Here is a 24,951-nt window from a genome sequence, read left to right on the forward strand (position 1 = left end):
ACATCGCTCGAAGTGACGCAAAGCTGACGGTTGCCGGCCGACCGATAGCACCAGCCTTCGATTAGTTTTCCGGTCCGGCGCACGGGACCGGCTCGTCGACGCCGTCGGACAACCTGCGCCATGCCGGAGGAGACAACCATGACCGTTCCCGCTCCGCGGGTCCGTCGCCGGCCCCGGACACCGGGCCGGCTGTTGCCGCTGCTACTCGCCACCGCGCTGCTGCTGCCGGTGGCGTTCCTCGTCGTACAGGCACACCAGTTCGTCGACAACGACCGCGACGTCGTCGCGCGGGAACGTCTCGGCGTCGAGTACCTCCGCGCTCTCGGTCCGGTGACCGAAGCGCTTGTCGACGCGCAGAGCGCCGCCGTCACCGGCCGGTCGCTGCGCCGGGACACCCTCGACCAGGCAGTCGAGCGGGCCGCCGCGGTCGACGCGCGCATCGGTGGTGAGTTGAGCACCAGCGAGCGGTGGGCCGGGCTCCGCGCGAAGTTGGAGGCGCTCCCCGAACGCTCACTGGCCGACCCGGAGACCGCCTTCACCGTGTACGGCGAGGTCACCGACCTGCTGTTGGCCCTGCACGGCAAGGTCCGGGAGACCTCCGGCCTGATCCGGGACCCCGGTGTCGACGCGTACTTCATGCAGGACGGCGTCGCGGAGGAGATGCCGGAGGCGATGGTGGCCGCCGGCCGCCTCACCGACCTGGCCGTCCTGATGAACCGCCGGCCCACGGCCGAACGGATCCAGTCGCTCAGCCAGCTGGCCACCCTCCGGGCTGCCGCCCTGCAACCCGCCAACGACCTGGCCAGCAACCTACGGGCGGTGGTGGAGAACACGGAAAGCGCCGACCTGGGTGCGAACGTGCTCACCCCCTTCGACGCCTACCAGCGCGCGGTCGAGACGATGGCCCTGCACTCCCAGCCGGTCGATCGGGCCGGCACGGTCGACACGACGCGGCTCCTCGCCGCCCGCAACGAGGCGCAGCAGGCCGCGAAGCAACTCCACCCGGTCCTTCTCGACGAGATCGACCGGCTGCTGGTGGAGCGACTCGACGGGCTGGACCAGGATCGCCTGCTGATTCTCGGCGCGGGCGGCCTCGCCGCACTGCTGCTGGCCGGTCTCGCGGTGAGCGGCTGGATGTCCCGTCCGAGAGACACCTCCGCCGCGTCGGCAGGCGGCGGCGTGCCGACTCCGCCGTCCGGCGTCCAGTGGGGTGCCGTCGGGTCACGTCCCGTCGAACCACCACCGGCGCTTCAGCCGGTGGGACAGGTCCACGAGCCGGATCGGTGGAGGCCCTTCGATGCTGCTCGGTAGGCTCCGCATCCGCGGCAAACTCAGCCTGCTGGTGACCATTCCCCTGCTCGGCATGCTTGGGCTGACCCTGCCGGTGGTCTGGGAACGAGCCGGTGTGGCCCAGCGGGCCGCCGACATCGACCAGACCGTCCAGCTCGCCAGCCGGGTCGGCACCCTGCTTCAACACCTGCAGCGGGAACGGATGCTCGCCGTCGGGCTCCTGCTCGGGCAGGTCGAGCGCACCACGCTGGTGCAGGAGATCGCGGAGGTGGACGACCGGATCGTCGATCTGCGGGCCGATTTCGACGGTGACCTTCCGGCCGAGGTGGACACGGCACTCGACGGCGTTGCGCAACTCGCCGAGGTACGCACGGCGGTACTGGCCGGACAGGCCGCGCCGCCGCAGGTCATCGGCGCGTACGGGCCGGTCCACATCGCCCTGATCGACTCGTTGCGGCTGCCGCACGACGTGGACACCCGGACCCCGGCCGGACGCCAGACGCTGGCCCTGGACAGCATCCTGCGCAAGAGCGAGGGCCTCAGCAGCGGCGGTGCCCTGATCGTGTTGGTCGCCGCCTCGCCGAACCCGCAGTTCGCCACCGCCTTCGTGGCCAACATGGCCACCCTCCAGTCGGAGAGCAGCAAGATGCTCGGCCTGCTCACCCCGGAGCAGCAGGCGCTTGTGAACATCGAGCAGACCGCTGTCGACGCCCGAACCAGCCCGGAGTTCCTCCAACAGAGCGCCCTGGACCCGGTGGCCGCGGTGGCGGACATCCCCATCCAGGCTCTCTTCCCCACCGTTTCCTCGCTGATCACGCTGGGTCAGTTCGTCGAGAAGAAACTGGTCGCCGACGTGACCGCCGAGGTACGCGCACAACGGCAGACGGCGCTCTCCGGGGCGTACTGGGTGACCGTGCTGGTCGCGGTGATCCTGGTCGGCGTGGTGCTGCTCGCCCTGGCCATCGGCCGCACGGTGACCGGGCCGCTGACCCGGCTCACCCGCTCCGCGGACCGGGTCGCCCGGGTCGCCGAGTCCGAGCTGGTCCGGGTGGCCGACGACGAGGTCGACAACGCCCAACCCGTTCGCCTCGATCCCGTCGATGTCCGCGCCAGGGACGAGGTCGGCGACCTGGCCCGTGCCTTCGAACGGGTACAGAACACGGCCGCGCGGCTGGTGGAGCGGCAGGCGGCGAGCCGACGCAACGTCGCCCAGATGTTCGGCCACGTCGGCCGGCGTACCCAGAACCTGGTCGGTCGGCAGATCGCCCTGATCGACCGGTTGGAGCAGCAGGAGACCGATCCGGGGCGGCTGGAGAACCTGTACCGGCTCGACCACATCTCCAGCCGGCTGCGGCGCAACGCGGGCAACCTGGTGGTGCTCTCCGGCGCGGTGGGTGACGTCGCGCACGTCGCGCCGGTTCCGCTGGCCAACGTGGTCCGCCTCGCCCTCGGTGAGATCGAGGACTACACCCGGGTGGACGTCCAGGTGCCGACCGAGGCCGCCGCCGCACCCGCGATCGTCGGCGACCTGGTGCTGGCGCTCGCCGAACTGATGGAGAACGCCACCGTCTTCTCGCCGCCGCAGACGAGGGTGCTGGTCAGCGGCGAACTCACCGAGAACGGCGTACAGCTCACCGTGGTGGACCACGGCATCGGCATGACCGAGGCGCGGTTGGCCGACGAGAACGCCCGCATCACCCGACGGGAGCGGCTGGACCTTGCTCCGACCGAGGTGCTGGGGCTGTTCGTGGTGGGTCGGTTGGCCCGCCGGCACCGGTGGGCGGTCGGTCTCTCCGCCACCCCGGGCGGCGGCGTCACCGCGACCCTCCAGATTCCCCGTACGTCGCTGGTCGTCGGGACGCCCGAGCCGGCCGGCCTCCCCGTTCCACCGGTCGGCCGGGCCGCGCCGGTGGCCGCCCTGCCGGCCCGGCACCAGCTCGAACCGGCGCCACCGACCCGGGACACCCAGGCGTCAGTGGACCTGGCCACCCCCGTGCCGGAACCGGTCGGGTTCAATCCCACGTTGCTGACCCGGGCAACCGAGAGCATGGAACTGTCCGAGTCCTGGGACGCGTTCGGCACCGGCCCGGAGCCCGTCGGGAAGACCGACGAGCAATCGGCCGCAATCGACGCGGCGACCGTGACGGTTCCGCAGGTCGCACCGGCGTCGGCCACCCCGCCGGCCCCGATGCCCGGCATCCGGCAGCGGGTGCCCGGCGCCAGCCTGCCGAGGACGGCACCGAAGGTGGGCCGGGCCGCCTCCAGCAGCGTGGACCCGAGCGCCGCTCGCGCCGCCGTCGAGGCGTTCGAGTCGGGGGTACGCCGGGCCGAGTTGAGCCAGGCCGACGCGCTGCCGCAGCCGGTCGAGCCGCCCGCTCCGCCGGGGCTGACTCAGCTGTCCCGCAGGGTGCCCGGCGCCAACTTGATCGCGCAGCTACCGCAACAACCGCTCACCCAGGACCCGGGCGATCCGGCCGAGGTCCGCGATCGCATCAACGCGTTCGAGACGGGCGTCGCCCGGGCTCTGCGCGATGTCCGTAACGACCGCAGCGACGACGAAGGAACGCCACGTTGACCAGCCCGCACGTGCACGAGAACCTCGACCACCAGAGCCACCCCGCCGGCGACCTCAGCCCCGAGGCCCGCACCTTCAACTGGCTGCTGGATTCCTTCACCTCCGGGACCGCGGGGGTGCTGGAGGCGATCGCCGTGTCGTCGGACGGCCTGCTGATGGCCATGTCCGCGATCAAGGACAGGTCCAACGCGGAGCGGCTCGCCGCGGTCGTCTCCGGGATGACCAGCCTGGCCGGCGGGGCCGCCAGTTGGTACGCGTTGGGCGGTCTCAACCGGGTCGTGGTGGACATGGCCGAGGGTTATCTCCTGATCAGTGCGATCAGCAGCGGTTCGGTGCTCGGCGTGGTCGCCGACCGGTCGGCGAACCTGGGCACCGTCGCCTACGAGATGACCCTCTTCGCCGGTCGGGCCGGCGGTGCGCTCACCCCGCGCCTGATCGCCGAGCTCAAGAACTCCGTACAGCAATGAATCCCGACGCCGCCGGTGCCGAACAGGAGCCGGTGATCCGCATCCGGCCCTACCTGCGCGAGTCCTCCCCGGCCGGCTCCGCCGGCCCGGCGGGCGCACCGGCGGCGATCGGACCGGAGCCCGAGGAGGCCGGGCCGACCGGACCTCGCCCCTTCGTGCTGACCGCCGGCCGGGTGGCCGGCGCCGACCCCACGATCGGCCTGGAGACCCAGGTGACCGCCCGACCGACCACCGAAGCGTGGAACGTCACGGCCACCCGGTTGAGCCCGGAACTCCAGGCGATCGTGGCGCTCTGCGGTGAGCCGATCTCGGTGGCCGAGATCTCCGCCAAGACCCGGTTGCACTTCGGCGTGACCCGAGTGCTGGTGGGCGATCTGCGCGCCGCCGGCCACCTGGACGTACACGTGACCGACGCCGACGACGCCCTCGACCCCGACGTCATCCTGCGAGTGATTGATGGACTCCGTGCAATCTCCTGACTGGCCCGCCGCGCCACCGGGCGCGCTCGCCGCCAACAGCGCCGCGGCCCGCTACGGCGGTCCGACACCTACCCCACCGTCCATCGGCCGGGCCACCGCGCCCCCGCCACCGGCCCACGCCGCACCGGCGCCGTACCGGCCGCCGGCCGCGACGCCCGCCACCACGGGTACGCACCGGGTGACCCCGCCGATACCGGTGAAGATCCTGGTGGCCGGCGGCTTCGGGGTCGGCAAGACCACCACCGTGGGCTCGATCTCGGAGATCGCTCCGCTGACCACCGAGGCGGAGATGACCACCGCCGGGATCGGGGTCGACGACCCTGGTCAGCGCTCCGGAAAGACCACCACCACGGTGGCGATGGACTTCGGTTGTGTCACCATCGATCGAAGCCTGAAGCTCTACCTGTTCGGTACGCCGGGCCAGACCCGTTTCGGCTTCATGTGGGACGACCTGGCCCGGGGTGCGCTCGGCGCACTGGTGGTGGTCGACAGCGCCCGGCTCGACGACTGCTACCCGGCGATCGACTTCTTCGAACGGTCAGGACTGCCGTTCGTGGTCGGGGTCAACGCCTTCGACGGGCGGTTGGCGCACGACCTGGGTGCGATCCGGTGGGCTCTGGCGATCGGCGAACATGTACCCCTGGTGCAGTTCGACGCACGGGACCGGCTTTCGGTCCGGGACGCCCTGCTGGTCGTCCTGGACCGGGCGCTGGACCGGGCCACCCGGGAGAAACGGGCCTGAGCCGACCGGCTCGCAGGCCCCTCGTGGGAAGGGGTGAGGCGGATGAGAGGCGGACTGGACGAGACTCTGGCCCGGATGCGTCGGCGTGAGGAGGCGCTGCGTCGACGGGCCACGGACCCGACCGTGGCGGCCGACGACCAGCCCGGTCCGGAGCCGGGCCACGGGTCCGGCGCCGGTTGGGGTCGGACCGACAGCCGCAACGCGGGACCCGGCTGGGCCGGGGTCCACGAACCGGCCCACGAGGCCCCGCCACGGCACCCGGTGGAGGACGTGGCCGAGGCGCTGCGCGCGGCCGTCGCCGCGCACCCGGGGGCGTCCATCGCCGCTCGGGTCGAGCACGACGGGCAGGCGTACGACCTGCGGGTGGCCTGGGTCGATCAGGAGGTCACGGTCAGCGGACAGCCGGCCGCGCCGCCACCTTCCTGGCCACTGTCGGTCAAGACGGTGCCCGGCTGGTCCGCCGCCCAGGACGGGCTGAGCGAGGATCCGGCAGCCCGGCTGGCCGAGCTGATCCGCCGCGACCCGTCCCTGCTCACCGGGGAGGAACCCGCAGGCTGACCAGGGGCTTCCACACGCACGCTAGGGTCGGGCGGTGGGCGAACCCGAGCTGACCCTGATCGCGAGCCTGCGGCCGGCCGCACTGGACGCCCGGCGGGGCATCGTCCGGCTGCACCCGGAGGCGCTCACCGCCCTCGCGCTGCGCCCAGGTGATCCGGTCCGGCTCGCGGGACGGCGGGTGACCGCCGGCCTCGTCGCGGCGGCCGAGGGCACCGCCAGCGCGGCCCTGCTGCACGCCGACGACCTGATGCTGGGCAACCTCGGCGTACGCGACGGCGGGCAGGTGAGACTGAGCCCGACTCCGGTCACCCCGGCCCGCCGGGTGCTGCTCGCCGGGCCGGCCGAGGTCGTCGCGGTGGTCTCCCCCGAGATGCTGCGGCTGGCACTGCTCGGCAAGGTGGTCACCACCGGGGACGACGTTTCCCTGCTGCCGCAGGATGTGTTGCCGGACGCCTCGACCCGCGCCCTGGTCGAGGCGGCCCGGCGCAGCCTCTCCACCCGGGTCGGCTACGCCTGGACCAGCACCCTGCTGCGGGTGTTGGCCGCCGAACCGGATCCGGGCGCGCTTGTCACCATGGACACCCTCGTCGCCTGGGAACACGGTCCCGCGACCCACAATGGCACCGGCGTCCCCCGGACGACCGCTGCGGCCAGCCGGGCGGCGGGCGACGGAACGCGCGGCCAGGCGACGGGCGTCGGGCAGGGCAGCTGGCCGACGGGCGGCACCACTGGCGACGGTAGCGTCGACGGCCGTTCGACGGAGCCCGGGACGGCTGGTGGTTCCGACATCGAGTCGGACGCCGACGCCAACGTCGGCGCCGTGCCGTCGGTGGACGAGCTGCCGGGCCTGCGCGCCCAGGCGGAGGAGCTGACCGAGCTGCTCGACCTCGGTTTCCATCATCGGGAGGTGCTCAGCCGGTTGGGCACCGCAGTGGCGCTGGGGGTGCTGGTGAGCGGGCCGGCCGGCTCCGGCAAGGCGGCCCTGGTGCGGGCGGTGGCCGCCCAGGTCGGCGCCCGGGTGCATCCGCTCTGGGCGCCGGAGATCGCGGCGTTGACGAACGACTCGGCCGCAGCCCGGCTCCGGGCGGTGACGGCCGAGGCGCTGGCCGCCGGGCCGGCCGTGCTGCTGGTCACCGACGTGGAGGCGCTGGCCCCGGCGGAGGCTCCCGGACCGGTGGCGACCGTGTTCCGGCAGTGCGTGGCACAACTCGTACGGGCCGGAGCTGCGGTGGTCGGCACCAGCAGTCGACCTGAAGCGGTCGACCCGGCGCTACGCGCCCCGGACCTGCTCTCGTTGCGGATCGACGTGCCGCTGCCCGACGCCGCGCTGCGCCGGGAGCAGCTGACCGTGCTGACCCGTCCGGTGCCGCTCGCCGACGACGTACGGCTTGACGAGGTCGCCACGCGTACCCCCGGTTTCGTCGCCGCCGACCTGGCCGCGCTGGTCCGCGAGGCCGGGGTGCGCGCGGCGCTGCGGCAGAAGTCGGCGCAGACCCCCACGGTGCTGATGGCCGACTTCACCGCCGCTCTGGAGGTGGTGCGGCCGACCACCATGGCCGCCGCCACCCTCGAACTGGCCCGGGTCACCCTGGACGACGTCGGTGACCTGGTGGAGGTCAAGCAGACGCTCACCGAGTCGGTGCTGTGGCCGCTCACCTACCCGGACACCTTCGCCCGGCTCGGCGTGCAACCGCCGCGCGGGGTGCTGCTCTACGGCCCGCCGGGCTGCGGCAAGACCTACCTGGTGACCGCGCTGGCCGGGACCGGCCGGGCGAACGTGCTGTCGGTCAAGGGCGCGGAGCTGCTGTCCAAGTGGGTCGGCGAGAGCGAACGCGCGGTACGGGAGCTGTTCCGTCGGGCCCGGGAGGCCGCCCCCACGCTTGTCTTCCTCGACGAAGTGGACGCCCTCGCCCCGGTACGCGGCCAGGCCACCGACGGCGGCACCGCCGACCGGGTGGTGGCCGCGCTGCTGACCGAGCTGGACGGGGTGGAGGCGTTGCGCAACGTGGTGGTGGTCGCCGCGACGAACCGTCCCGACCTGGTCGACCCCGCGCTGCTGCGCCCGGGGCGGCTGGAACGGCTGGTCTACGTGCCACCACCGGACGCCGAGGCCCGGACGGAGATCCTGCGCGCCGCAGCACGCAACGTGCCCCTCGCCGAGGGCGTCGACCTTCCCGCCCTCGGCGCGGAGTTGGACGGGTTCTCGGCCGCCGACTGCGCGGCGCTGGTCCGGGAGGCAGCGCTGGCCGCGATGCGCGAGTCGCTCACCGCCTCCACGGTCACCGCCGAGCACGTGGCGGCGGCCCGGTCCCGGGTCCGCCCGTCCCTGGACCCGGCCCAGGTCGCCTGGCTCGCCGCGTACGCCGAACAACGGGGCTGAGCATCCCGGTCAACAGGGAGCTGCGTCGTCCAGCGAGATCTCGGCGTACACCCGGTCATCGGCCTCGCGCAGCTTCGCGCCGCACTTCCCCAGCACAGACAGCGCGCCGCGGTTCTCCGGTGTGGTGTCCGCGACCACGGTCCGCATGCCAGCCGCCGCCGCCAGGTGCAGCAGTTCGCGTAGCGCTGCCGCGCCGATCCCCTGGCCCCGGGCCGACCGGCCGAGCCACATGCCGACCTCGGCGACGCCGGGCTCGTCCCGTCGGCTCATCCGGATCATTCCGACCACCTCGCCGCCCGCCACGATCGCGTACATCGCGCTGCGGGCGGTCGCGTCGAGCCCACCGAAGCTGGCCCGGTGGAACTCACGGAACGCCTCCCGCCGCGCGTTCGACCAGCCGGCCGGCGCCTCCACCGGCGGCATCACGTCGGCCGGCTCCGCCTCGGCCACCGCCACGGAGAGCAACGGTTCGAGGTTCCGCTCGTCCACCGGCTCCAACCGGACCGCACCAGTCACGTGCCGCAGTCTCCCGCGCCCGGCGGCGCACGTCCACCCGGTTGGCGACGACCGGCCCCTCCGGCGGACCGGTCCGACCGGTCGGGTCGAATCACCTCCCGGGTCACGCTCCGCGATCGTCCGGCCGGGCGAACTCGCAGTAGACGGCGGAGGCGTCGTCGGCCGCCTTGTGCCGGCGTCGCCGGTCGGGGTGGTCCCGTTCGGCGGTGCGGACCCGGTCGATCAGCCCGTCCGGACCCTCCGTGGCCACCACGTTCAACAGGCCGGACCAGTCGAGCAGTCCGAACTCCTCGACCAGGGCGGAGGCACCGTCGGAGAGCAGCACGGCGCGGCGCAACGCCGCCGGCCCGTGCCGTGGCACGGTGCCGACCACCGCGTGGTAGGCGGCGTCCGGGTCGGCGGCGGCGACCCAGTAACCGTGGGTACGGTTCATCCGCTCCCGCTGCGCCGTGACGGCGCGTCGGAACCGGGTGGCCCAGTCGGTCGGCTCGGGCAGCAGGTCGGCGGTCTCGCGCAGGTTGTCCGCCGAGGCCGCGAGCCGGTCGTCGGCCACCACGTCGACGCGCTCACCGGTGTCGAGCACCAGCGGACTGTCACAGAGCACGAGGTAGTCGACCTGGTCACCGCCGTCGCGGAGCAGGCACACCGTGCTCGACGGGGTGCCGGGGTGGTCGAGGTCGCACTGCTCGCCATGGTCGGAACGGACCGCGAGGATCGCCGCGGCCAGGTTGCTCACCAGCGTGGCGGCCGGGCGGGCGGCCTCCGCCAGGCCGAGCCGGGCGGCCAGGTGCCGGACGTACCACTGCGGCCCGTGTACGCAGCCGGTGTCGAAGCCCTCCGGCACGGTGGCACCGTCGAGCACCCCGACCAGCGGCCCGAAGCGGAACACCAGGTCCTCGTTGACTGCCCGGCCGGGTGGCGGGGCGGACGCGGATCGTACCCGCATGGTGGGTGCGGTCCCGACCACCGCACCTCGCCGGCGCTCGTCCGGGGCCGCCTCGGGCACGCTGGTCTCCGGTTGCGCGATTCGTCCCGGCTGTCTGGGCCCCCCGCCGCTCATCGCCACCTCCCCGCGCCCCCGGCTACCCACTCAGCACCGGACGACACGTCGAGGTCGCAAGCCTAGCGGCGGCGGTTGCGGGTTCGGGAGGCGCGCAGCCGCACCAGCCGGCCCACCAGCACCGGGTCGGCGGCCAGGGCCGCCGGATTGTCCAGCAGCGCGTTCAGCAGCTGGTAGTAGCGGGTGGCCGAGAGCCCGAACCGGTCGCGGATAGCCTGTTCCTTGGCACCGGCGTGCCGCCACCACTGCCGCTCGAAGGCAAGCATCTGCCGTTCCCGCTCGTCCAGCCCGCTGGCCGTGGCCGCTTCCCCACCGGCGTCGGCAGGTGACTCCGCAGGGTCCGGTGACGTCGACTCGACCTCGGGGGCGGATCTCGGCGGTGGCACCGTGACGGCGTCCGGACCGGTCTGCGCTGCCGGGGTGGCGTCGGCGGGCTGCATCGTGCTCCTCATCCGGGGGCGGCCGGCACGGCAAGGCCAACCTGGCCCATCAGCCTAACGAGGGCCACCACCTGCCGCATCCCACCAGCCGGCGGGCCACCGCGACAAAGAGGGGCGGTGGCGGACCGCTCCGGCGAGGACGGTCCGCCACCGGCCGGCTCAGGTGATGTCGCGCCGCCGCATCGTCCACAGCGCCGCGCCGAGGAAGAGCACGATCCCGACGCTGAACAGCACCGAGGAGTGCTGCCAGGTGATGTCCAGGGTGGCCGGCTCGCACTCACCGGTGTAGGTCGCGTTGCACGCCTGCCAGTCCTGGAGCGTGACCGTCTTGGTCATCCAGGCGATGGCGTAGGTGGGCAGCAGCCACGCCTCGGCGAAGCGCACCTGCGCCATGGACAGCAGGATGCCGAGCCCGACCTGGCCGACCACCATGACCGCGATCGCCCCGCCGAGCGCCATCGCGGTGTGCCGGCCGAGCGAGGCCAGAGCGAAGCCCACCGTCGCCGCGACCAGTGCCAGCACGATGCCGCGCAGCCCGGTGATGAGGAACGACTGCCAGGTACCCGAGGTCATCCCCTCGGTGGTGCCGCGGAGGTTGGCGACCAGCCACATGCTGCCGAACCAGGCCGCCGTGGCGGGCAGTGCCAGCGCCAGCAGACCGGTGAGCAGCGCGCCCAGCTTGGTCAGCAGGACGGTCAGCCGTTTCGGCCGCCAGAGCAACAGATTCATCATCCCGCCGGTGTTCCACTCGGCACCCACGAACGAGGCACCGACCACGAACCCGACCAGGGCCAGAATCGCGGCGAGCGGAATCAGCATCTCGCCGAAGCTCTTGCGGAAGTCGAAGGTCGAGGGCAGGAACCACTGCTCCTCGATCGACTCCCGTGGTGGCGGATTGATCTCGGCGCAGTCGGCCGGGTAGTAGTCGACGTTCTCGCCTGCTGCCTTGGCCCGCTCGCAGTTTGCGCGCTCCTGCTCCGCCCAGCGGACCTGCTCCTGATGCTGCCGGTCGGCGGCCTGCCGCGCTTCCGCAAGCTGGTCCGGGCCGATCTTCTGGTTGCTCAGGAACATGCCCGCCGCCACCAGCACGAGCACCAGCAGGCCACCGGCGGTCATCCAACGGGCGAAGCGCCGCTTGGCCAGCCGGCGTAGCTCGGTACGGAAGAGACTCACGCGCCCCAACCTCCTCCGGCGGGTGCGGACGGCGCCGTCCCGTCGATTCGTACGGACTGGTCGACCTGCCGGTGCTGGCCGGGTACCGGCGCGGTGGCGGTCAGTTCGAGGAAGACGCTCTCCAGGTCGACAGCGATCGGCGCGAGTTCGCTGACGTAGAGGCCCTGCTCGGCCAGGATCCGGGTGACCGTGGCCGGCTTGTCCACCCCGGCGAGCATCAGGTGGTCGTCGTTCGTGGTGACGCGTACGCCGGCCCGGGTCAGTGCCGTGGCGGCGACCGGAAGGTCGGTGACCGCCTCCAGCCGCACCCGGACCGCGCCTGAGGAGTGCTGTGCCAGCACCTCGTCGACCGGGCCGAAGGCGACCCGCCGGCCCAGCGAGATGATGGTGACCGAGTCGCAGATCAGCTGGATCTCGCCGAGGATGTGGCTGGACAACACCACCGTCATGCCGGCCTCGGAGAGGTTGCGCATCAGCGTGCGCATCTCCCGGATGCCGCCCGGGTCGAGGCCGTTGGCCGGCTCGTCCAGGATCAGCAGCCGCGGGTTCTTGAGCAACGCCGAGGCGACCGCGAGCCGCTGCTTCATGCCGAGCGAGTACGTCTTGACCCGCTCACCGGCCCGATCGCGTAGACCGACCAGCTCCAGCACCTCGTCGACCCGCTGCTCGGGCAGGTCACCGGCACCGGCCAGCAGCGACAGCGTGTAGCGCGCGGTGAAGTGCGGGAAGAACTGCGGGCTCTCCACGATCGCGCCGACCTGCGGGGCGACCTGGTCCAGCGTCCCGGGCACCTCGTGCCCGAGAATCGCCATCCGGCCGCCGTCCGGCCGGATCAGGCCGAGCAGCGTACGCAGCGTGGTGGTCTTGCCGGACCCGTTGGGACCGAGGAAGCCGTGCACCTGGCCCGCCTCGACCCGCATGTCGAAGCCGTCCAGGGCGTTGCGGGTGCCACGGCGTCGGCTTCGGTACGTCTTTCGTAGACCTTCGATTTCCAGGACAGCTGGCAAGCTGCACCTCCCCCGTTGGTGTGTGGGCGACGACGACACCATACGCGGTATGCAGCCGCAGGCAATACCCGGTATGCAGCGCCACGCCGAACGGAAGATTTCAATACCGTGAGCGTCGACGAAGCGACGCCAGGTCAGGCTCGGGGCCGGAGCGCTCAGGCGCAGATGACGTGGACCCCGGCGGCGCGGAAGGCGTCGACCACCTCGGGCGCGGCGCCGGAATCGGTGACCAGCGTCTCGACCCGGTCGACCGGGCAGATCCGAGCGAAGGCGTGACCGCCCAGCTTGGACGAGTCCGCGATGATCACGACCCGCTTGGCCCGCGCCACCATGAGGTTGTTCATCGCCGCCTCACCCTCGTGATGAGCCGCCGCACCGAGCAGCGGATCGATGGCGTCCACCCCGAGCAGCGCCACGTCCAGCGTGACCTCGCGTAGCAGCGCCCCGCCCAGCGGCCCGACCAACTCGAAGGACTTGGGCCGCACCACGCCGCCGGCCACCACCACCTTCATCCGGGACCGGACCAGCAACTCGTTGGCGATGTTCAGGGCGTTGGTGACCACGGTCAGCTGGGCGCCCTCGGCGTTGGTGTTGAGATCCGGGCGCACCGCCAGCGCCCGAGCCACCTCCGTGCTGGTGGTGCCACCGTTGAGGCCGACCACCGTGCCCGGCGAGACGAGCGCGGCCGCCGCCGCGCCGATGCGCTGCTTCTCCGCCGAGTGCTTGGCCGTCTTGTAGCGCAGCGGCAGGTCGTACGAGACCCCGTTGGCGACCGCTCCACCCCGGGTACGCGTGATCATCTGCTGCTGCGCGAGTTGGTCGAAATCCCGGCGGATGGTCGCCTGGGAGACGTCGAGCCGTTCGGCGGCCTCTTCCACGGTGACCCGGCCCGAGTCGGTAAGCATTTCGAGCAGGGCGTTCCATCTCGCGTAGCGGTCCACCCCGGGCCTCCCGTGTCTGCACGATCGGTGATTGGTTGCGTGCACAGTAGTGCTCGAAACTACGAAGAGGCAAAAACCATCTCTGCGCGATCGCTCCCGTGGTTGCCATTTCCGGTAAGTTTCACGCAGAATGGCGCGCGAAAGACGGGATTAACGAGCCGTAATGCGCAAGGCTCCGCCCCTGCGAGGAGTTCTCATGGCGTACGTCCACGCGGAGATCGCGAGCCAGCCGGACTGCTGGCGTCAGGCGAGCGAGCTGGCCCCGGCGATGCTCGACCGCCTCCCCCGCCCCGGTGAGCGGGTCGCCGTCGTCGGCTGCGGCACGTCGTGGTTCATGGCCATGGCGTACGCGGCCCGCCGCGAGGCAGCCGGCCAGGGCGAGACCGACGCCTTCCAGGCCAGCGAGTTTCCCGCCGGCCGCCACTACGACCGGCTGTTGGCGATCACCCGCTCCGGCACCACCACGGAGGTGCTGGACCTGCTCGCCGCGCTGCGCGGCCGGACACCGACCACGGTGCTGGTCGGCGATCCCGGGTCTCCGGTGGTGGAGATCGCAGACGCCGCCGTCACCCTGCCGTTCGCCGACGAACGCTCCGTGGTGCAGACCCGCTTCGCCACCACCGCGCTGGCGCTGCTCCGCGCCAACCTCGGCGACAACATGACCGCACTGGTCGCCGACGCGGAGGTCGCCGTCCGGGCCCCACTGCCGATCGACCCGAGCCTGATCGAGCAGGTCACCTTCCTCGGTCGGGGCTGGACGATCGGCCTGGCCCAGGAGGCCGCGCTGAAGTGCCGCGAGGCGGCCACCTTCTGGGCCGAGGCGTACCCCGCGATGGACTACCGGCACGGCCCCATCTCGGTGGCCGCTCCCGGCCGGCTGGTCTGGGCCTTCGGCGAGTTGCCCGACGGGCTGCCCGAGGACGTCGCGGCCACCGGCGCATCCTTCGCACACAGCCGCACCCACGGCTACCGCACGGTGCTCGGTCGGTGGGCCGCCGGGCGTACCCCGGTCGACCCGATGGCCGACCTGATCCTGGCCCAGCGCTTCGCCGTCGCGCTGGCCACCAGTCGCGGCCTCGACCCCGACGCACCCCGGCACCTGAGCCGGTCCGTGGTTCTCACGTGATCGGAGAGGTTGCCGTCGCGCTGGACGTGGGTGGCACCGGAATGAAATGCGCGCTTGTCGACACGGACGGTGTGGTGCGGCACGCCGAACGACACCCCACCGACGCCGGGCGCGGCCCCGACGCCGTGGTCGAGACGATTTTGACGGTGGCCGAGGGACTCGCCGGCAAGGCCCGCGCGGACGGGCTCACCCCGATCGCGCTCGGCATCGTGGTGCCCGGCGTCGTGGACGAGGCGCGCGGCGTCGCGGTCTGGTCGGCGAACGTCGGCTTCCGGGACGTACCCCTGCGCGACCTGGCGTCCGCGCGACTCGGCCTGCCCACGGCGCTCGGCCACGACGTACGCGCCGGTGGCCTCGCCGAGGCGCGGCTGGGTGCCGGCCGAACCACCGGGCATGTGCTTTTCGTTGCGATCGGCACCGGCATCGCCGCCGCGCACGTGGTGGCCGGCTCGGCCGCCACCGGGGCGCACGGTGCCGCGGGGGAACTCGGTCACATCCTGGTCCGCCCGGACGGGCCGGTCTGCGGTTGCGGACGGTCGGGCTGCCTGGAGGCGCTCGCCTCCGCCTCGGCCGTCGCCCGCCGCTACGCCGAACTGACCACCGCACCGGACGGTGGGTCCGCCGCCGGACCGGGCCCGGGGCGGACCATGGTGACCGCCGCCCAGGTGGCTGCCCGGGCGGCGGCCGGCGAGGAAGTGGCCACCCGGGTCTGGCGGGAGGCGGTCGAGGCACTTGCCGACGGCCTCGCCACCGCCCAGGCCCTGTTCGACGTGGCGACCATCGTCCTCGGTGGCGGCCTGGCCCAGGCCGGCGCCGGGCTGTTCGACCCGCTGCGTGCCGCGCTGCGGGACCGGCTGACCTTCCACCGGGAGCCGCAACTGGTCCCGGCCGTCCTCGGCGACGAGGCGGGCTGCCTCGGCGCCGCCCTACTCGCCCTCGACCAGTTGGAGACGCCATGACCGTACGGGTGAACGGCAAGGTAGTGACCCCCGGCGGGGTGATCTGGCAGGGCTGCGTCGAGGTCAGAGGCGACCGGATCAGTGCGGTCGCCGAGTACCCGTCGGTGCGCGACGGGCACTGGATCGTGCCCGGGTTCGTGGACATCCACAGCCATGGCGGCGGCGGGCACACCTTCACCACCGGCGACGCCGACCAGGCCCGGGCCGCCGCCGCGTTCCACCTGCGGCACGGCACCACCAGCCTGCTGGCCAGCCTGGTCAGCTCCCCGTTCGAGCTGATGCGCTCGGCCACCGCCGCCTTCGCGCCGCTGGTCCGCGACGGGGTGCTGGGCGGCATCCACTTCGAGGGGCCCTACCTCTCCGCCGCCCGGTGCGGTGCGCAGAATCCGGAGTTCCTGCGGGATCCCTCCGCCGACGAGCTGACCGAGCTCATCAAGATCGGTGACGGCGCGGTCCGGATGGTCACCCTCGCTCCCGAGCGTGCGGGCGCGCTGGAGGCCGTGGAACTGCTCACCCGACACGGGGTGGTCGCCGCTGTCGGCCACACCGACGGCACGTACGACCAGACCCGCGCTGCCGTGGCGGCGGGCGCGACCGTCGGCACCCACCTGTTCAACGGGATGCGCCCGGTGCACCACCGCGACCCCGGCCCCGTGGTGGCGCTGCTCGGCGCGCCGAACGTGATCTGCGAGCTGGTCGCCGACGGGGTGCACCTGCACGAAGGGACGCTCACCTTCGCCACGTCGACCGCCGGACCGGAACGGTGCGCGCTGGTCACCGACGCGATGGCCGCCGCCGGCATGCCGGACGGCGAGTACGAGCTGGGCGGCCAGGCGGTGACGGTGAGCGACGGGGTGGCCCGGCTCTCCCGCGACGGGGCGATCGCGGGGAGCACGCTGACCATGGACGCGGCGCTGCGCCGTGCAGTCGCCGCCGGGGTCTCGGTCCCCGACGCGGTACGCATGGCGTCCACCACGCCGGCGCTGGCCGTCGGCCTCGGCGACGAGGTGGGCACCCTCCAGACCGGGCTCCGCGCCGACCTGGTGGTGCTCGACGACGACCTGGAGATCGTCCGGGTGATGCGGGCCGGTGCCTGGGTGGAGTGAACCCGGCAGCCGCCAGGTCAGCCCGCGGAGATCTCCACGCCGAGAACGGCCTGCTCGTCCGGGCGGTGCACCAGCACGTCCGACAGGAACGACTGCACCGCGTGGCGCATCCCGACGTCCCGACCGGCCTGCTCGGAGAGCAGCCACTTGTGCTCGATGATCTGGGCGAACAGCTCCTGCGGCTCCAGCTTGCGCCGCAGGTGCGCCGGTACCGCCCGGACCACCGGCTCGAACACCTCGGTCAGCCAACGGTGCGCGGCCTGCTGCTCGTCGGTCAGGTCGCTCTCCGCCCGGTACGCGTCCAGGTCGTTGAGCAGCTTGCGGGCCTGGTTCTCCTCCGCGTCCAGCCCGGTGAGGCGGAGCAGCCGGCGATGGTGGTACCCGGCGTCGACCACCTTCGGCCGAATCAGGTACCGGCCGTTGTCGATGCTCGACATGGCCACCTCCGCCACATCGAAGCCCAGCTCGTTGAGCCGGCGGATGCGCCCCTCGATGTCGTGCCGGGCCGCGCGCTCGACCTGCTGCTCGTAGGTGATCTCGTGCCAGAGTCGCTCGTAGCGCTGCACCACCTCCTCGCAGACCACCTCGGGGTCGATTGAGTCGTGCAGCAGCCCGGCCGCTTGGAGGTCGAGCGCCTCGCCGAAGATGTTGACCCGGGCGATCTCCAGGTCCTCGCCACGCTGGCCGTTGGAGAGCACGCTGCGCAGCGCCCCGGTCTCGGCGTCGACCAGATAGGCGGCGAAGGCACCGGCGTCCCGCCGGAACAGCGTGTTCGACAGCGAGCAGTCACCCCAGAAGAAGCCGGTCAGATGCATCCGGACCAGCAGCGCGGCGAGCGCGTCGAGCAGCCGCCCCATCGTCGGTGGCCGCAGCGTGTGGGAGAAGAGCGCCCGGTACGGCAGGGAGAACTGGAGATGACGGGTGATCAGTACCGGGTCCAGCGGCTCACCGGCGTCGGACTCCCGGTCGGCGACGATCGCCACCGCCTTCACCGACGGGAAGTCGATCCGTTCCAGGGCACGCAGCAGGTCGTACTCCCGCTCGGCCACCCGCTCGCCGGTCTCCTTCACCGCGTAGACGTGCCCGCCCAACTGCACGAACCGCACCACGTGCCGGGAGATGCCCTGCGGCAGCGCGACCAGGTGTTCGGCCGGCCACTGCTCCAGCGGTGTCGACCAGGGAAGGTCGAGCAGCGCCGGGTCGACGAGGGCCGAGGTGATCCGCACGGCGTCAAGTTTGACGTTTCCTCCGCCGGAACGCCTCCCTACGTGGCTCGGCCCACAGTCGCCGTCCGCCGGAGGCACCGCGCGGGCCGGTAGCGTGATCGGGGTGCGGGAGACGACATCGGTACGCCGGAGAATCCGCCCGGCACCGGTACGCCCGGCCGGCTGGTGGTTCGACGCCGTGCTGCTGGCCGGGTTCGTGGCGCTGACCGCCGTGCTCGCCAGCGGTCATCTGCTCGATCTCGACCTCGCCGTCAGCGAGTGGGCCTTCACCCACGACCCGGCCCCGCTGTACTGGACCGCCCGGGCGTTCAACCTGCTCGGACAGGGCGGCGGTCTGCTGCTGCCGCTCTCCGGCGCACTGGCGGTGGCGGTGGCCTGGCGTCGCCGGACGATCCGGCCGTTCCTGCTGGTCGCGGGTGCCCTCCTGATCACCATGGTGACCATCGGTCCGCTCAAGCTCTGGACCGACCGGGCGGCGCCCACCGCCTCGGTCAAGGAGCCGTTCCTGGCGCCGCAGGAGGCTGTGCAGGTCTTCAACCACCTGCCGGCCGGTGCCTACTCGATGTCGTACCCGTCGGGGCACGTGGCCAACGCGATCGTCTGGTACGGCGTCATCGCCCTGCTGCTGGTGTCGCTGACCGTCGGTCGGCTGCCGGCCGGCCTGTACCGGCTGGTGCGGTACGCGCCGCCGGGAATCCTGCTGGTCACCACCACCTACCTCAACTTCCACTGGCTCACCGACGGGCTGGCCGCCCTGCTGCTGGGGTTGCTGCTGGACCGGCTGCTGCACCGGGTGCCCTGGGACGACCTGCCGCTGCCCGGGCACCTTCGGCAGTGGGACGGGCCGTTCGCCCGGCACCGGTAGGGTGCCGGCGTGGACCGACTCGCGCGCCGGCTGGGTGTACCGGACGCCGTCGTCATCGGCCTCGGATCGATGCTCGGCGCAGGCATCTTCGTGGTCTTCGCCCCGGCCGCTGCGGCGGCCGGCGGCACCGGACTGCTTCTCGCTCTGGCCCTGGCCGGGTTCATCGCGTTCTGCAACGCGACAAGTTCCGCCCGGCTGGCCGCCCGTTATCCGGAGTCCGGTGGCACCTACGTCTACGGTCGGGAGCGGCTGAACCCGTTCGCCGGGTTCCTCGCCGGCTGGGGTTTCGTGATCGGCAAGACGGCCAGTTGCGCGGCGATGGCGCTGACCATCGGCGCGTACCTCTGGCCGGGGCAGGCCCGGCTCGTCGCGGTGCTGGCGGTTGTCGCGGTGACCGCGGTGAACCTGCGCGGCATCGGCAAGACCGCCGCCGCCACCCGGATCCTGGTGCTCCTGGTACTCGCCGTGCTCACGCTCGTCGCCGTCGCCGGCGCGACAAGCGTCTCGATCGACCGGATCGACCAGCCCGGCGGCACCGCCCGGGGGGTGCTGACCGCCGCCGGGCTGCTCTTCTTCGCCTTCGCCGGGTACGCCCGGATCGCCACCCTCGGCGAGGAGGTACGCGACCCGCAGCGCACCATTCCCCGGGCGGTGCCGTTGGCGCTCGGGTTGGTGCTGGTGATCTACCTGATCCTGGGGGTGGTGGCCGTCGGCGTCCTCGGCGCGGACCGGCTGGCCGCCTCCGCCGCGCCCCTCGCCGACGTGGTGGGCGCGGTCGGGCTGCCCGGCCTGGAGTGGGTGGTCCGGGCCGGCGCGACGATCGCAGTGACCGGGGTGCTGCTCTCCCTGCTGGCCGGGGTGGGTCGCACCACGCTGGCGATGGCCCGCCAGCAGGACCTGCCCGCCGGGCTGGCCGCGGTGCACCCCCGGCACCAGGTGCCGCACCGGGCCGAGCTGGCGGTGGCCGCGGTGGTGATCCTGGTCGTCGTACTCGGTGACGTGCGGGGGGCTATCGGCTTCTCCGCCTGCACCGTGCTGGTCTACTACGCCATCACCAACGCCGCCGCGTTGACCCTGGGGCGGGAACCGGAGCGGAAGCTGCCGGTGCAGGCACTCGCGGTGGCGGGGCTGGTCGGCTGCGTACTGCTCGCGGTCAACCTGCCACTGTCCAGCGTGCTCGCCGGTTTCGGCGTGCTCGCCCTCGGCGCCGCCTGGTACGCACTCCGGTCAGCCCGCCGCTGACCAGGTCACTCCGTCTCCCGGGGATGACCGGTGCCGACGTGGGTCAACCACACGGTGCGGCGCTCATCGTCGACGAGGTACCAGATGCGGCCCCCGCCGGTCACCTCGTACTGCCAGCGCTCCAGCTCCTGACCCTTCCAACTGGCCGAAGCGAGCGTCCCCTTGAGGCGGTGCTGACGCTCCGGTGAGGTACGCGAACGTGGGGTGCCCCGGAGGGTTTCGAAGGCACGCCGCAGATTTCCGGGTGCCTGTCGAGCGAGGTGTTCCCAGCCGTCGGCGGCTGCCGAATCAGCGAAGCGCAGATCGAACTCACCCGCCAGAGCAGGCGGTGCGGCGCGGTCGCCTCGCTTCGGGCTCACCGGTCCGAACCTGGAGCAGGCACCGGCCCGAGGTCACCCGTCGGTTCCCGGGTCACCCGCTCCAGCAGGACGGGGTCCGCGTAGATCTCGGCGGTGTGCCGCCACTGCGTCAACAGGACGGCGACCGGCGACAGATTTTCCAACGATGCCGCGCCCTGGGCGACCGTGACCAGTTCCCTCAGCAGTTCCGTGACGTCCTCCGGCGGCAGGAAGGCAACCCACGGCAATGCCTCGCCGAGCACCCGGCGGACGACCTCGGTCGACTCCGACCGGACAAGACCGGCCAGCAACCGCGCGGTGAAGTCGATGACCACGGCGTCCCGTTCCATCTGGTCGGCGGACGTCAGGGCCAGATCATCGGCGCCGCGCCGCCGCAGCCGCAGCGCCCGCACCTCACCAAGTCGCTCTGCGGCGGCGGCGGGACGGTGCAGGAACTCGCTGAACGGAAGCTCTTCGTAGACTGCGGACACGACTTCCACACTACCGTGGAAGTCGGCTGGGCGTCACTCCGTCGCTTCGCGCGGTACCGGTGTGCCGGAAGGCGCTGCCGGCTCCGGAGGGGCGACCTCGCGGAGCAACGCGTTCAGACCGGCCCGGCGGGCCACCACGGTCAGCCGGTCGCCCGCCACGATCACCATGCGCGGGTCGGGTGACCAGTCGAGGCGCTGCCCGGCCCGGGCGTGTGCGAGCAGGCGTACGCTGCCGGCCCGCCCGACGGTGGCGAGCGTACGACCGTCCAGGTCCGAGCCGGCGGCCACCGGGACCTCGGTGACCAGCAACGCGTGCCGGCCAACCGGGATGGTGGCGATCACCGCGCGGTCCAGCAGGGCGGCGGCGAACGACGGTGCCGCCAGGTAGGAGACGCTGCGCGAGGTGCCGATGCCGAAGGCCCGTTGGACGCGTTCGGCGAAGTCGCCGTCGAAGAGCCGCAGCACCACGCGGAGCTGGTCGTCGAGGGCACGGGCATTCAGCGCGGCCCGGAGGTTGGCGCCGTCGTCGGTGGAGACCACCACCAGCGCCTGGCAGGTCGCCACCGAGGCGGCCCGCAACGTCTCCTCCTGCGCCGCGTCGCCCACCACCAGCGGTACGCCGAGCCGCCGGGCCAGCCCGGCACCGCGCGCGTCCGCGCTCTTGTCGATCGCCACCACCTCGACGCCGAAGTCGTTGAGCTGGGCCATCACCCGGGTGCCGATGTTGCCGAGCCCGACCACCACCACGTGCCCGGAGCGCTCGGGCAGGATCCGCCCGGTGTGCAGGGCCAGCCGGGCGTTCACCACCCCGTCGACCACCACCGCCGTGATCAGCGGGATCAGCGCCAGCCCGGCGAGATTGAGCACCACCTGCATGACCTGCTCGGCGGCCGACTTGGCGGTGTCCGGATCCTGCCCGGTCAGGGTGGTGACCAGGGTCAGGTAGAGCGCGTCGCCCCAGCCGACGTGGGCCGCGTTGGCGTACAGCCCGCCCAGGGCGGCCACCATGGCGAGCAGCACGAGCACCGCGATCCCGATCTTCCGGGTGGCGAAGCTGCGGATCGCCCGGAGCACCATCGCGACCGGCCGACGCCGCCGCCGGGCCCGGGCCAGCCGCCGCGCGGCAAGTTCGGTGCCGGCCGGCCGGCCGACCGCCTCGGCGAGTACCACGTCGGCTTCCCGGTCGTCGGCCGGCAGCACCAGATCCTGCTGCGCGTCGCGGGTGTCGGCCACCCCGCAGACGATCTCGCTCGGGCGTACGTCGTCGCGGCGGGCCACGTAGAGCGTGCGCCCGCCGTGCCGGAAATGCGTCGGCGCGATCTCGCCGAGCGCGGCGGCCACGAAGGCCGGCGCGGCCATCGAGGCGTCGGAGAGCACCGCCGAGTCGGGAAAGATCTGCCGTACGCCGTTGGCCAGGCCGGTGTTGAACATCCGCACCACCAGGCGCAGCCGGGGCTCCACCTCCTGCGCGCAGAGCGCGGCGTGCATGTTGCCCACGTCGTCCTGGTGCAGCAGGGCCAGGCCGGCGGCCTCGGCCAGCCCCGCCCGGCGGAAGGTGACCTCGTCCAGCCGGTCGGCCCGGATCACCTCGATGCCCGGCAGGTCACGGCCGTCCGGCCCGGGAGAGCGCCGACGCTCCGGCACGATCAGGGTGATCCGCACCCGGCCGGCCTGTGTCTCGCCGGCCAGCATCGTCCGCACCACCCAGTACGCGAGCGGATCCTGCCCGCAGATCACGTAGTGTGCCCGGGACTCCCCGTTGACCCGCAACCGGCGGCTGGCCCGCAGGGCCCGATCGAGCAGCGGCTCCGCCATGCCCCGCATGGTAGTCAGCCGGTCGCAGCCCGCGCAGCCCGTCATGATCGTGGCGGCCGTGACGCGGCATGTCCCGGCCGACGGCGGGTAGGGCAGCGGCATGCAGACCTTCCTGCCGTACCCGGACTTTCTGGCCAGCGCCCGGGCGCTGGACCAGCGACGGCTCGGCAAGCAGCGGGTGGAGGCGATCCAGGTGCTACGCGGGCTGACCTGGCCCACGTACGGCTGGCGCAACCACCCGGCGGTGAAGATGTGGGCCGGGTACGAGGAGGCGCTGACCCGGTACGGGCTGGACATCTGCTCGGTCTGGTGCGCGGCCGGCCGGGCCGACACCTGCGCCACCACGTTGACCGTCGACCTGGCCGCGGCCTGCGGCGTCGAGCAGGTCCGCTCCCAGCAGGAACTCGCCGTCGCCGGAGAGCTGCCGCCGTGGCTCGGCCGGACCGACGTGCATCTGAGCCACCGTTCGTCGCTGCTCCGCAAGGATCCGGCGCACTACCGTCCCGTCTTCGGCGACGACGTCCCCGACGACCTGGACTACGTCTGGCCGAGCTCCGACCGCCCCCGCCGCTGTCTGGGGTGAGCGGCAGCGCACACTGGGCAGGGTCGACCGGGAGGTTCGCATGACGCTGTCGCAGTTGGCCGGACGGTTCATCGGCGTACGTCGGCACCGGGTCGACCCCGGCGGAGGTGGCACCCCCCGGGTACCGCATCCGGTCACCGCCGTGGTCGTCGGCGGCGGCATCGCCGGCATGTCCGCCGCGGTGGTGCTCGCCGAACGCGGCGTCGACGTGACCGTGCTGGAGGCCGCGCCCACCCTGGGCGGCCGGCTCGGTGCCTGGCCGGAGACCCTCTCCGACGGCACCGGGCAGGTCAACGAGCACGGCTTCCACGCCTTCTTCCGGCAGTACTACAACTGGCGGAACATCCTGCGCCGGGTCGATCCGACGCTGCGTTTCCTGCGGGCCGTGCCCGGCTATCCGGTGCTCAGCGCCGAATGGCCGACCGAGGAGTTCGGGCGGCTGCCACCCGCGCCACCGGCGAACCTGCTCACCCTGCTCGTCCGCAGCCCCAGCCTCCGGCTGCGGGACCTGCGCGGGATGGACCGGGACGCGGCCCTGCCGCTGCTGACGTACGACCCGGTACGCACCTACGCCGAGTTCGACCACACCACCGCCGACGAGCTGCTCGACTCGTTGCGCCTGCCCGACCGGGCCAGAGCGATGCTCTTCGAGGTCTTCTCCCACTCGTTCTTCAATCACGAGGCGGAGATGTCGGCCGCCGAGATGATCGCGCAGTTCCACTTCTACCTGCTCGGCAACCCGGAAGGGCTGGCCTTCGACTGCCCCGACGAGGACTACGCCACGTCGATCTGGGAGCCGCTGGCCCGGCACGTCGCGCGGCACGGCGGCCGGATCCGCACCGGGGAGCCGGTCACCGGTCTGCACCGCGCTCCCGACGGTTGGCAGGTGCACAGCACGCACGGCACCTACCGGGCCGGACACGTCGTGCTCGCCGTCGACCCGCCCGCACTCGCCGCCCTGGTCGCGGGCTCTCCGTCGCTGGCCGAGCAGGCCCCGGCGCTGGCGGCGGCGATGCCCGCGTACGGTCGGCCCGGCCCGCCGTACGCGGTCGCCCGCTACTGGTGCGACGGCGACGTCGCCCCCGAGCGGGCGATCTTCAGCGGGGTGTCCCGACAGGCCACCCTGGACTCGGTGACGCTCTACCACCGGCTGGAACGAGAATCCCGCGAGTGGGCCGAACGCGCCGGCGGCTCGGTGATCGAGCTGCATGCGTACGCCTGCGAACCGGACGTGCCCGCCACCGACCTGGCCGAACGGATGCGGGCCGAACTGGCCGTGCTCTGGCCGGAGACGACGCGGCTACGGGTACGGGAACTGCGTGCCCGGGTCGAGGCGAAGGCGCCGGCCTTCACCCCGGGCAGCCACGCGGGACGCCCGGGGGTTCGCACCGACGCCGCCGGTCTCTACCTGGCCGGCGACGGCATCGGCACCGACTTCCCCAGCGCCCTGATGGAACGGGCGGCGGCCACCGGCATCCTCGCGGCGAACCACATCCTGCGCGCCGAGGGCGGTGCCGCCGAGCCGATCCACTCGATCCGGCCGCGTGGTCTGCTCGCCCGAGGCTGACCTCC

General features: G+C 72.7%; 23 protein-coding genes and 2 pseudogenes. 15 read left to right on the forward strand and 10 right to left on the reverse strand.

Annotated features, from left to right (window positions below):
• Nucleotides 1-138: 138 nt before the first annotated feature.
• The 8 genes and pseudogenes from ACN26Z_RS28780 to ACN26Z_RS28815 form a co-directional block, all read left to right on the forward strand.
• Nucleotides 139-1,311, forward strand: coding sequence for a hypothetical protein (locus ACN26Z_RS28780; RefSeq protein ID WP_421464262.1), 1,173 nt, complete (start codon nucleotides 139-141; stop codon nucleotides 1,309-1,311).
• On the forward strand, nucleotides 1,298-3,865 hold the full coding sequence (locus ACN26Z_RS28785) for a nitrate- and nitrite sensing domain-containing protein (RefSeq protein WP_421464264.1): 2,568 nt from the start codon (nucleotides 1,298-1,300) through the stop codon (nucleotides 3,863-3,865). The genes ACN26Z_RS28780 and ACN26Z_RS28785 overlap by 14 nt, the downstream gene beginning before the upstream one ends.
• Entirely contained in the window at nucleotides 3,862-4,332 is a 471-nt protein-coding gene (locus tag ACN26Z_RS28790; RefSeq protein ID WP_093403345.1) for a roadblock/LC7 domain-containing protein, read from the forward strand. The genes ACN26Z_RS28785 and ACN26Z_RS28790 overlap by 4 nt, the downstream gene beginning before the upstream one ends.
• Nucleotides 4,329-4,811, forward strand: coding sequence for a DUF742 domain-containing protein (locus ACN26Z_RS28795; RefSeq protein WP_396884920.1), 483 nt, complete (start codon nucleotides 4,329-4,331; stop codon nucleotides 4,809-4,811). The genes ACN26Z_RS28790 and ACN26Z_RS28795 overlap by 4 nt, the downstream gene beginning before the upstream one ends.
• On the forward strand, nucleotides 4,789-5,553 hold the full coding sequence (locus ACN26Z_RS28800) for a GTP-binding protein (protein WP_421464267.1): 765 nt from the start codon (nucleotides 4,789-4,791) through the stop codon (nucleotides 5,551-5,553). The genes ACN26Z_RS28795 and ACN26Z_RS28800 overlap by 23 nt, the downstream gene beginning before the upstream one ends.
• 42 nt (nucleotides 5,554-5,595) lie before the next feature.
• Nucleotides 5,596-6,111 carry a hypothetical protein gene (locus tag ACN26Z_RS28805; RefSeq protein ID WP_421464269.1) on the forward strand — a complete coding sequence of 172 codons (516 nt, stop codon included), beginning with the start codon at nucleotides 5,596-5,598 and terminating at the stop codon, nucleotides 6,109-6,111.
• A gap of 34 nt (nucleotides 6,112-6,145) precedes the next feature.
• Nucleotides 6,146-6,749 (forward strand): annotated as a pseudogene (locus tag ACN26Z_RS28810) (ATPase); the annotation flags it as partial.
• A 182-nt stretch (nucleotides 6,750-6,931) separates the two neighbouring features.
• Nucleotides 6,932-8,491 (forward strand): annotated as a pseudogene (locus tag ACN26Z_RS28815) (AAA family ATPase); the annotation flags it as partial.
• 9 nt (nucleotides 8,492-8,500) lie between these two features.
• Here the strand turns inward: ACN26Z_RS28815 and ACN26Z_RS28820 are convergent.
• From ACN26Z_RS28820 to ACN26Z_RS28845, 6 genes are all read right to left on the reverse strand, one after another.
• The gene (locus ACN26Z_RS28820) at nucleotides 8,501-9,007 is read right to left on the reverse strand and encodes a GNAT family N-acetyltransferase (protein ID WP_282236668.1); all 507 of its coding nucleotides are present in this window, start codon (nucleotides 9,005-9,007) and stop codon (nucleotides 8,501-8,503) included.
• A 103-nt stretch (nucleotides 9,008-9,110) separates the two neighbouring features.
• Nucleotides 9,111-10,067, reverse strand: a complete 957-nt coding sequence (locus ACN26Z_RS28825) for a hypothetical protein (RefSeq protein WP_421464271.1) — start codon at nucleotides 10,065-10,067, stop codon at nucleotides 9,111-9,113.
• Nucleotides 10,068-10,129: 62 nt separating this feature from the next.
• Complete coding sequence (locus ACN26Z_RS28830; RefSeq protein ID WP_421464273.1) at nucleotides 10,130-10,519, reverse strand: DUF3263 domain-containing protein; 390 nt, start codon at nucleotides 10,517-10,519, stop codon at nucleotides 10,130-10,132.
• A gap of 147 nt (nucleotides 10,520-10,666) precedes the next feature.
• Nucleotides 10,667-11,680, reverse strand: a complete 1,014-nt coding sequence (locus ACN26Z_RS28835; protein ID WP_421464275.1) for an ABC transporter permease subunit — start codon at nucleotides 11,678-11,680, stop codon at nucleotides 10,667-10,669.
• Complete coding sequence (locus tag ACN26Z_RS28840; RefSeq protein ID WP_421464277.1) at nucleotides 11,677-12,687, reverse strand: ATP-binding cassette domain-containing protein; 1,011 nt, start codon at nucleotides 12,685-12,687, stop codon at nucleotides 11,677-11,679. The genes ACN26Z_RS28835 and ACN26Z_RS28840 overlap by 4 nt, the downstream gene beginning before the upstream one ends.
• A 155-nt stretch (nucleotides 12,688-12,842) precedes the next feature.
• A complete protein-coding gene (locus ACN26Z_RS28845) occupies nucleotides 12,843-13,628 on the reverse strand; it encodes a DeoR/GlpR family DNA-binding transcription regulator (RefSeq protein ID WP_093403331.1) in 786 nt (261 codons plus the stop codon).
• Between the two features lie 196 nt (nucleotides 13,629-13,824).
• Between ACN26Z_RS28845 and ACN26Z_RS28850 the strand changes: the two genes are divergently transcribed.
• Genes ACN26Z_RS28850 through nagA form a run of 3 tightly spaced genes read left to right on the forward strand, consistent with a single transcriptional unit; the run spans nucleotide 13,825 to nucleotide 16,819 of the window.
• A complete protein-coding gene (locus ACN26Z_RS28850; RefSeq protein WP_282236664.1) occupies nucleotides 13,825-14,754 on the forward strand; it encodes an SIS domain-containing protein in 930 nt (309 codons plus the stop codon).
• Nucleotides 14,751-15,713, forward strand: coding sequence for an ROK family protein (locus ACN26Z_RS28855; protein WP_421464280.1), 963 nt, complete (start codon nucleotides 14,751-14,753; stop codon nucleotides 15,711-15,713). The genes ACN26Z_RS28850 and ACN26Z_RS28855 overlap by 4 nt, the downstream gene beginning before the upstream one ends.
• Nucleotides 15,710-16,819, forward strand: a complete 1,110-nt coding sequence (gene nagA / locus ACN26Z_RS28860) for an N-acetylglucosamine-6-phosphate deacetylase (protein WP_421464282.1) — start codon at nucleotides 15,710-15,712, stop codon at nucleotides 16,817-16,819. Before ACN26Z_RS28855 ends, nagA begins: the two co-directional genes overlap by 4 nt.
• Nucleotides 16,820-16,836: 17 nt before the next feature.
• On the opposite strand, the gene ACN26Z_RS28865 is transcribed toward nagA, so the two are convergent.
• Nucleotides 16,837-18,045, reverse strand: coding sequence for a DUF4032 domain-containing protein (locus tag ACN26Z_RS28865; RefSeq protein WP_093403325.1), 1,209 nt, complete (start codon nucleotides 18,043-18,045; stop codon nucleotides 16,837-16,839).
• 103 nt (nucleotides 18,046-18,148) lie between these two features.
• Here ACN26Z_RS28865 and ACN26Z_RS28870 point away from each other — a divergent pair, with 103 nt between their 5' ends.
• Nucleotides 18,149-18,910 (forward strand): phosphatase PAP2 family protein, encoded by a 762-nt coding sequence (locus ACN26Z_RS28870; RefSeq protein WP_421464284.1) that lies wholly within the window; start codon nucleotides 18,149-18,151, stop codon nucleotides 18,908-18,910.
• Nucleotides 18,911-18,919: 9 nt separating this feature from the next.
• Nucleotides 18,920-20,152, forward strand: a complete 1,233-nt coding sequence (locus ACN26Z_RS28875) for an APC family permease (protein WP_421464286.1) — start codon at nucleotides 18,920-18,922, stop codon at nucleotides 20,150-20,152.
• 5 nt (nucleotides 20,153-20,157) lie between these two features.
• Here ACN26Z_RS28875 and ACN26Z_RS28880 read toward each other — a convergent pair whose 3' ends face one another.
• Genes ACN26Z_RS28880 through ACN26Z_RS28890 form a run of 3 tightly spaced genes read right to left on the reverse strand, consistent with a single transcriptional unit; the run spans nucleotide 20,158 to nucleotide 22,805 of the window.
• Nucleotides 20,158-20,511, reverse strand: a complete 354-nt coding sequence (locus ACN26Z_RS28880) for a hypothetical protein (protein ID WP_421464288.1) — start codon at nucleotides 20,509-20,511, stop codon at nucleotides 20,158-20,160.
• Nucleotides 20,508-20,981, reverse strand: coding sequence for a hypothetical protein (locus ACN26Z_RS28885; protein ID WP_170863393.1), 474 nt, complete (start codon nucleotides 20,979-20,981; stop codon nucleotides 20,508-20,510). Before ACN26Z_RS28885 ends, ACN26Z_RS28880 begins: the two co-directional genes overlap by 4 nt.
• A 33-nt stretch (nucleotides 20,982-21,014) precedes the next feature.
• Complete coding sequence (locus ACN26Z_RS28890) at nucleotides 21,015-22,805, reverse strand: potassium channel family protein (protein ID WP_421464290.1); 1,791 nt, start codon at nucleotides 22,803-22,805, stop codon at nucleotides 21,015-21,017.
• A gap of 91 nt (nucleotides 22,806-22,896) precedes the next feature.
• Between ACN26Z_RS28890 and ACN26Z_RS28895 the strand changes: the two genes are divergently transcribed.
• A complete protein-coding gene (locus ACN26Z_RS28895) occupies nucleotides 22,897-23,379 on the forward strand; it encodes an MSMEG_6728 family protein (RefSeq protein WP_282236658.1) in 483 nt (160 codons plus the stop codon).
• A 40-nt stretch (nucleotides 23,380-23,419) separates the two neighbouring features.
• Complete coding sequence (locus ACN26Z_RS28900) at nucleotides 23,420-24,946, forward strand: hydroxysqualene dehydroxylase (RefSeq protein ID WP_421464292.1); 1,527 nt, start codon at nucleotides 23,420-23,422, stop codon at nucleotides 24,944-24,946.
• Nucleotides 24,947-24,951: the final 5 nt, after the last annotated feature.

The organism is Verrucosispora sp. WMMD703 (genome assembly GCF_049178935.1).
Lineage (GTDB): Bacteria > Actinomycetota > Actinomycetes > Mycobacteriales > Micromonosporaceae > Micromonospora > Micromonospora sediminimaris.

Excerpts from the sequence above, each read along its gene's own strand:
- ACN26Z_RS28785 (WP_421464264.1), top strand. The coding sequence starts at position 1,298 with ATGCTGCTCGGTAGGCTCCGCATCCGCGGCAAACTCAGCCTGCTGGTG.
- ACN26Z_RS28850 (WP_282236664.1), top strand. The coding sequence starts at position 13,825 with ATGGCGTACGTCCACGCGGAGATCGCGAGCCAGCCGGACTGCTGGCGT.
- ACN26Z_RS28780 (WP_421464262.1), top strand. The coding sequence starts at position 139 with ATGACCGTTCCCGCTCCGCGGGTCCGTCGCCGGCCCCGGACACCGGGC.
- ACN26Z_RS28805 (WP_421464269.1), top strand. The coding sequence starts at position 5,596 with ATGAGAGGCGGACTGGACGAGACTCTGGCCCGGATGCGTCGGCGTGAG.
- ACN26Z_RS28895 (WP_282236658.1), top strand. The coding sequence starts at position 22,897 with ATGCAGACCTTCCTGCCGTACCCGGACTTTCTGGCCAGCGCCCGGGCG.
- ACN26Z_RS28795 (WP_396884920.1), top strand. The coding sequence starts at position 4,329 with ATGAATCCCGACGCCGCCGGTGCCGAACAGGAGCCGGTGATCCGCATC.
- ACN26Z_RS28830 (WP_421464273.1), bottom strand. The coding sequence starts at position 10,519 with ATGAGGAGCACGATGCAGCCCGCCGACGCCACCCCGGCAGCGCAGACC.
- ACN26Z_RS28890 (WP_421464290.1), bottom strand. The coding sequence starts at position 22,805 with ATGCGGGGCATGGCGGAGCCGCTGCTCGATCGGGCCCTGCGGGCCAGC.
- nagA (WP_421464282.1), top strand. The coding sequence starts at position 15,710 with ATGACCGTACGGGTGAACGGCAAGGTAGTGACCCCCGGCGGGGTGATC.
- ACN26Z_RS28900 (WP_421464292.1), top strand. The coding sequence starts at position 23,420 with ATGACGCTGTCGCAGTTGGCCGGACGGTTCATCGGCGTACGTCGGCAC.
- ACN26Z_RS28800 (WP_421464267.1), top strand. The coding sequence starts at position 4,789 with ATGGACTCCGTGCAATCTCCTGACTGGCCCGCCGCGCCACCGGGCGCG.
- ACN26Z_RS28825 (WP_421464271.1), bottom strand. The coding sequence starts at position 10,067 with ATGAGCGGCGGGGGGCCCAGACAGCCGGGACGAATCGCGCAACCGGAG.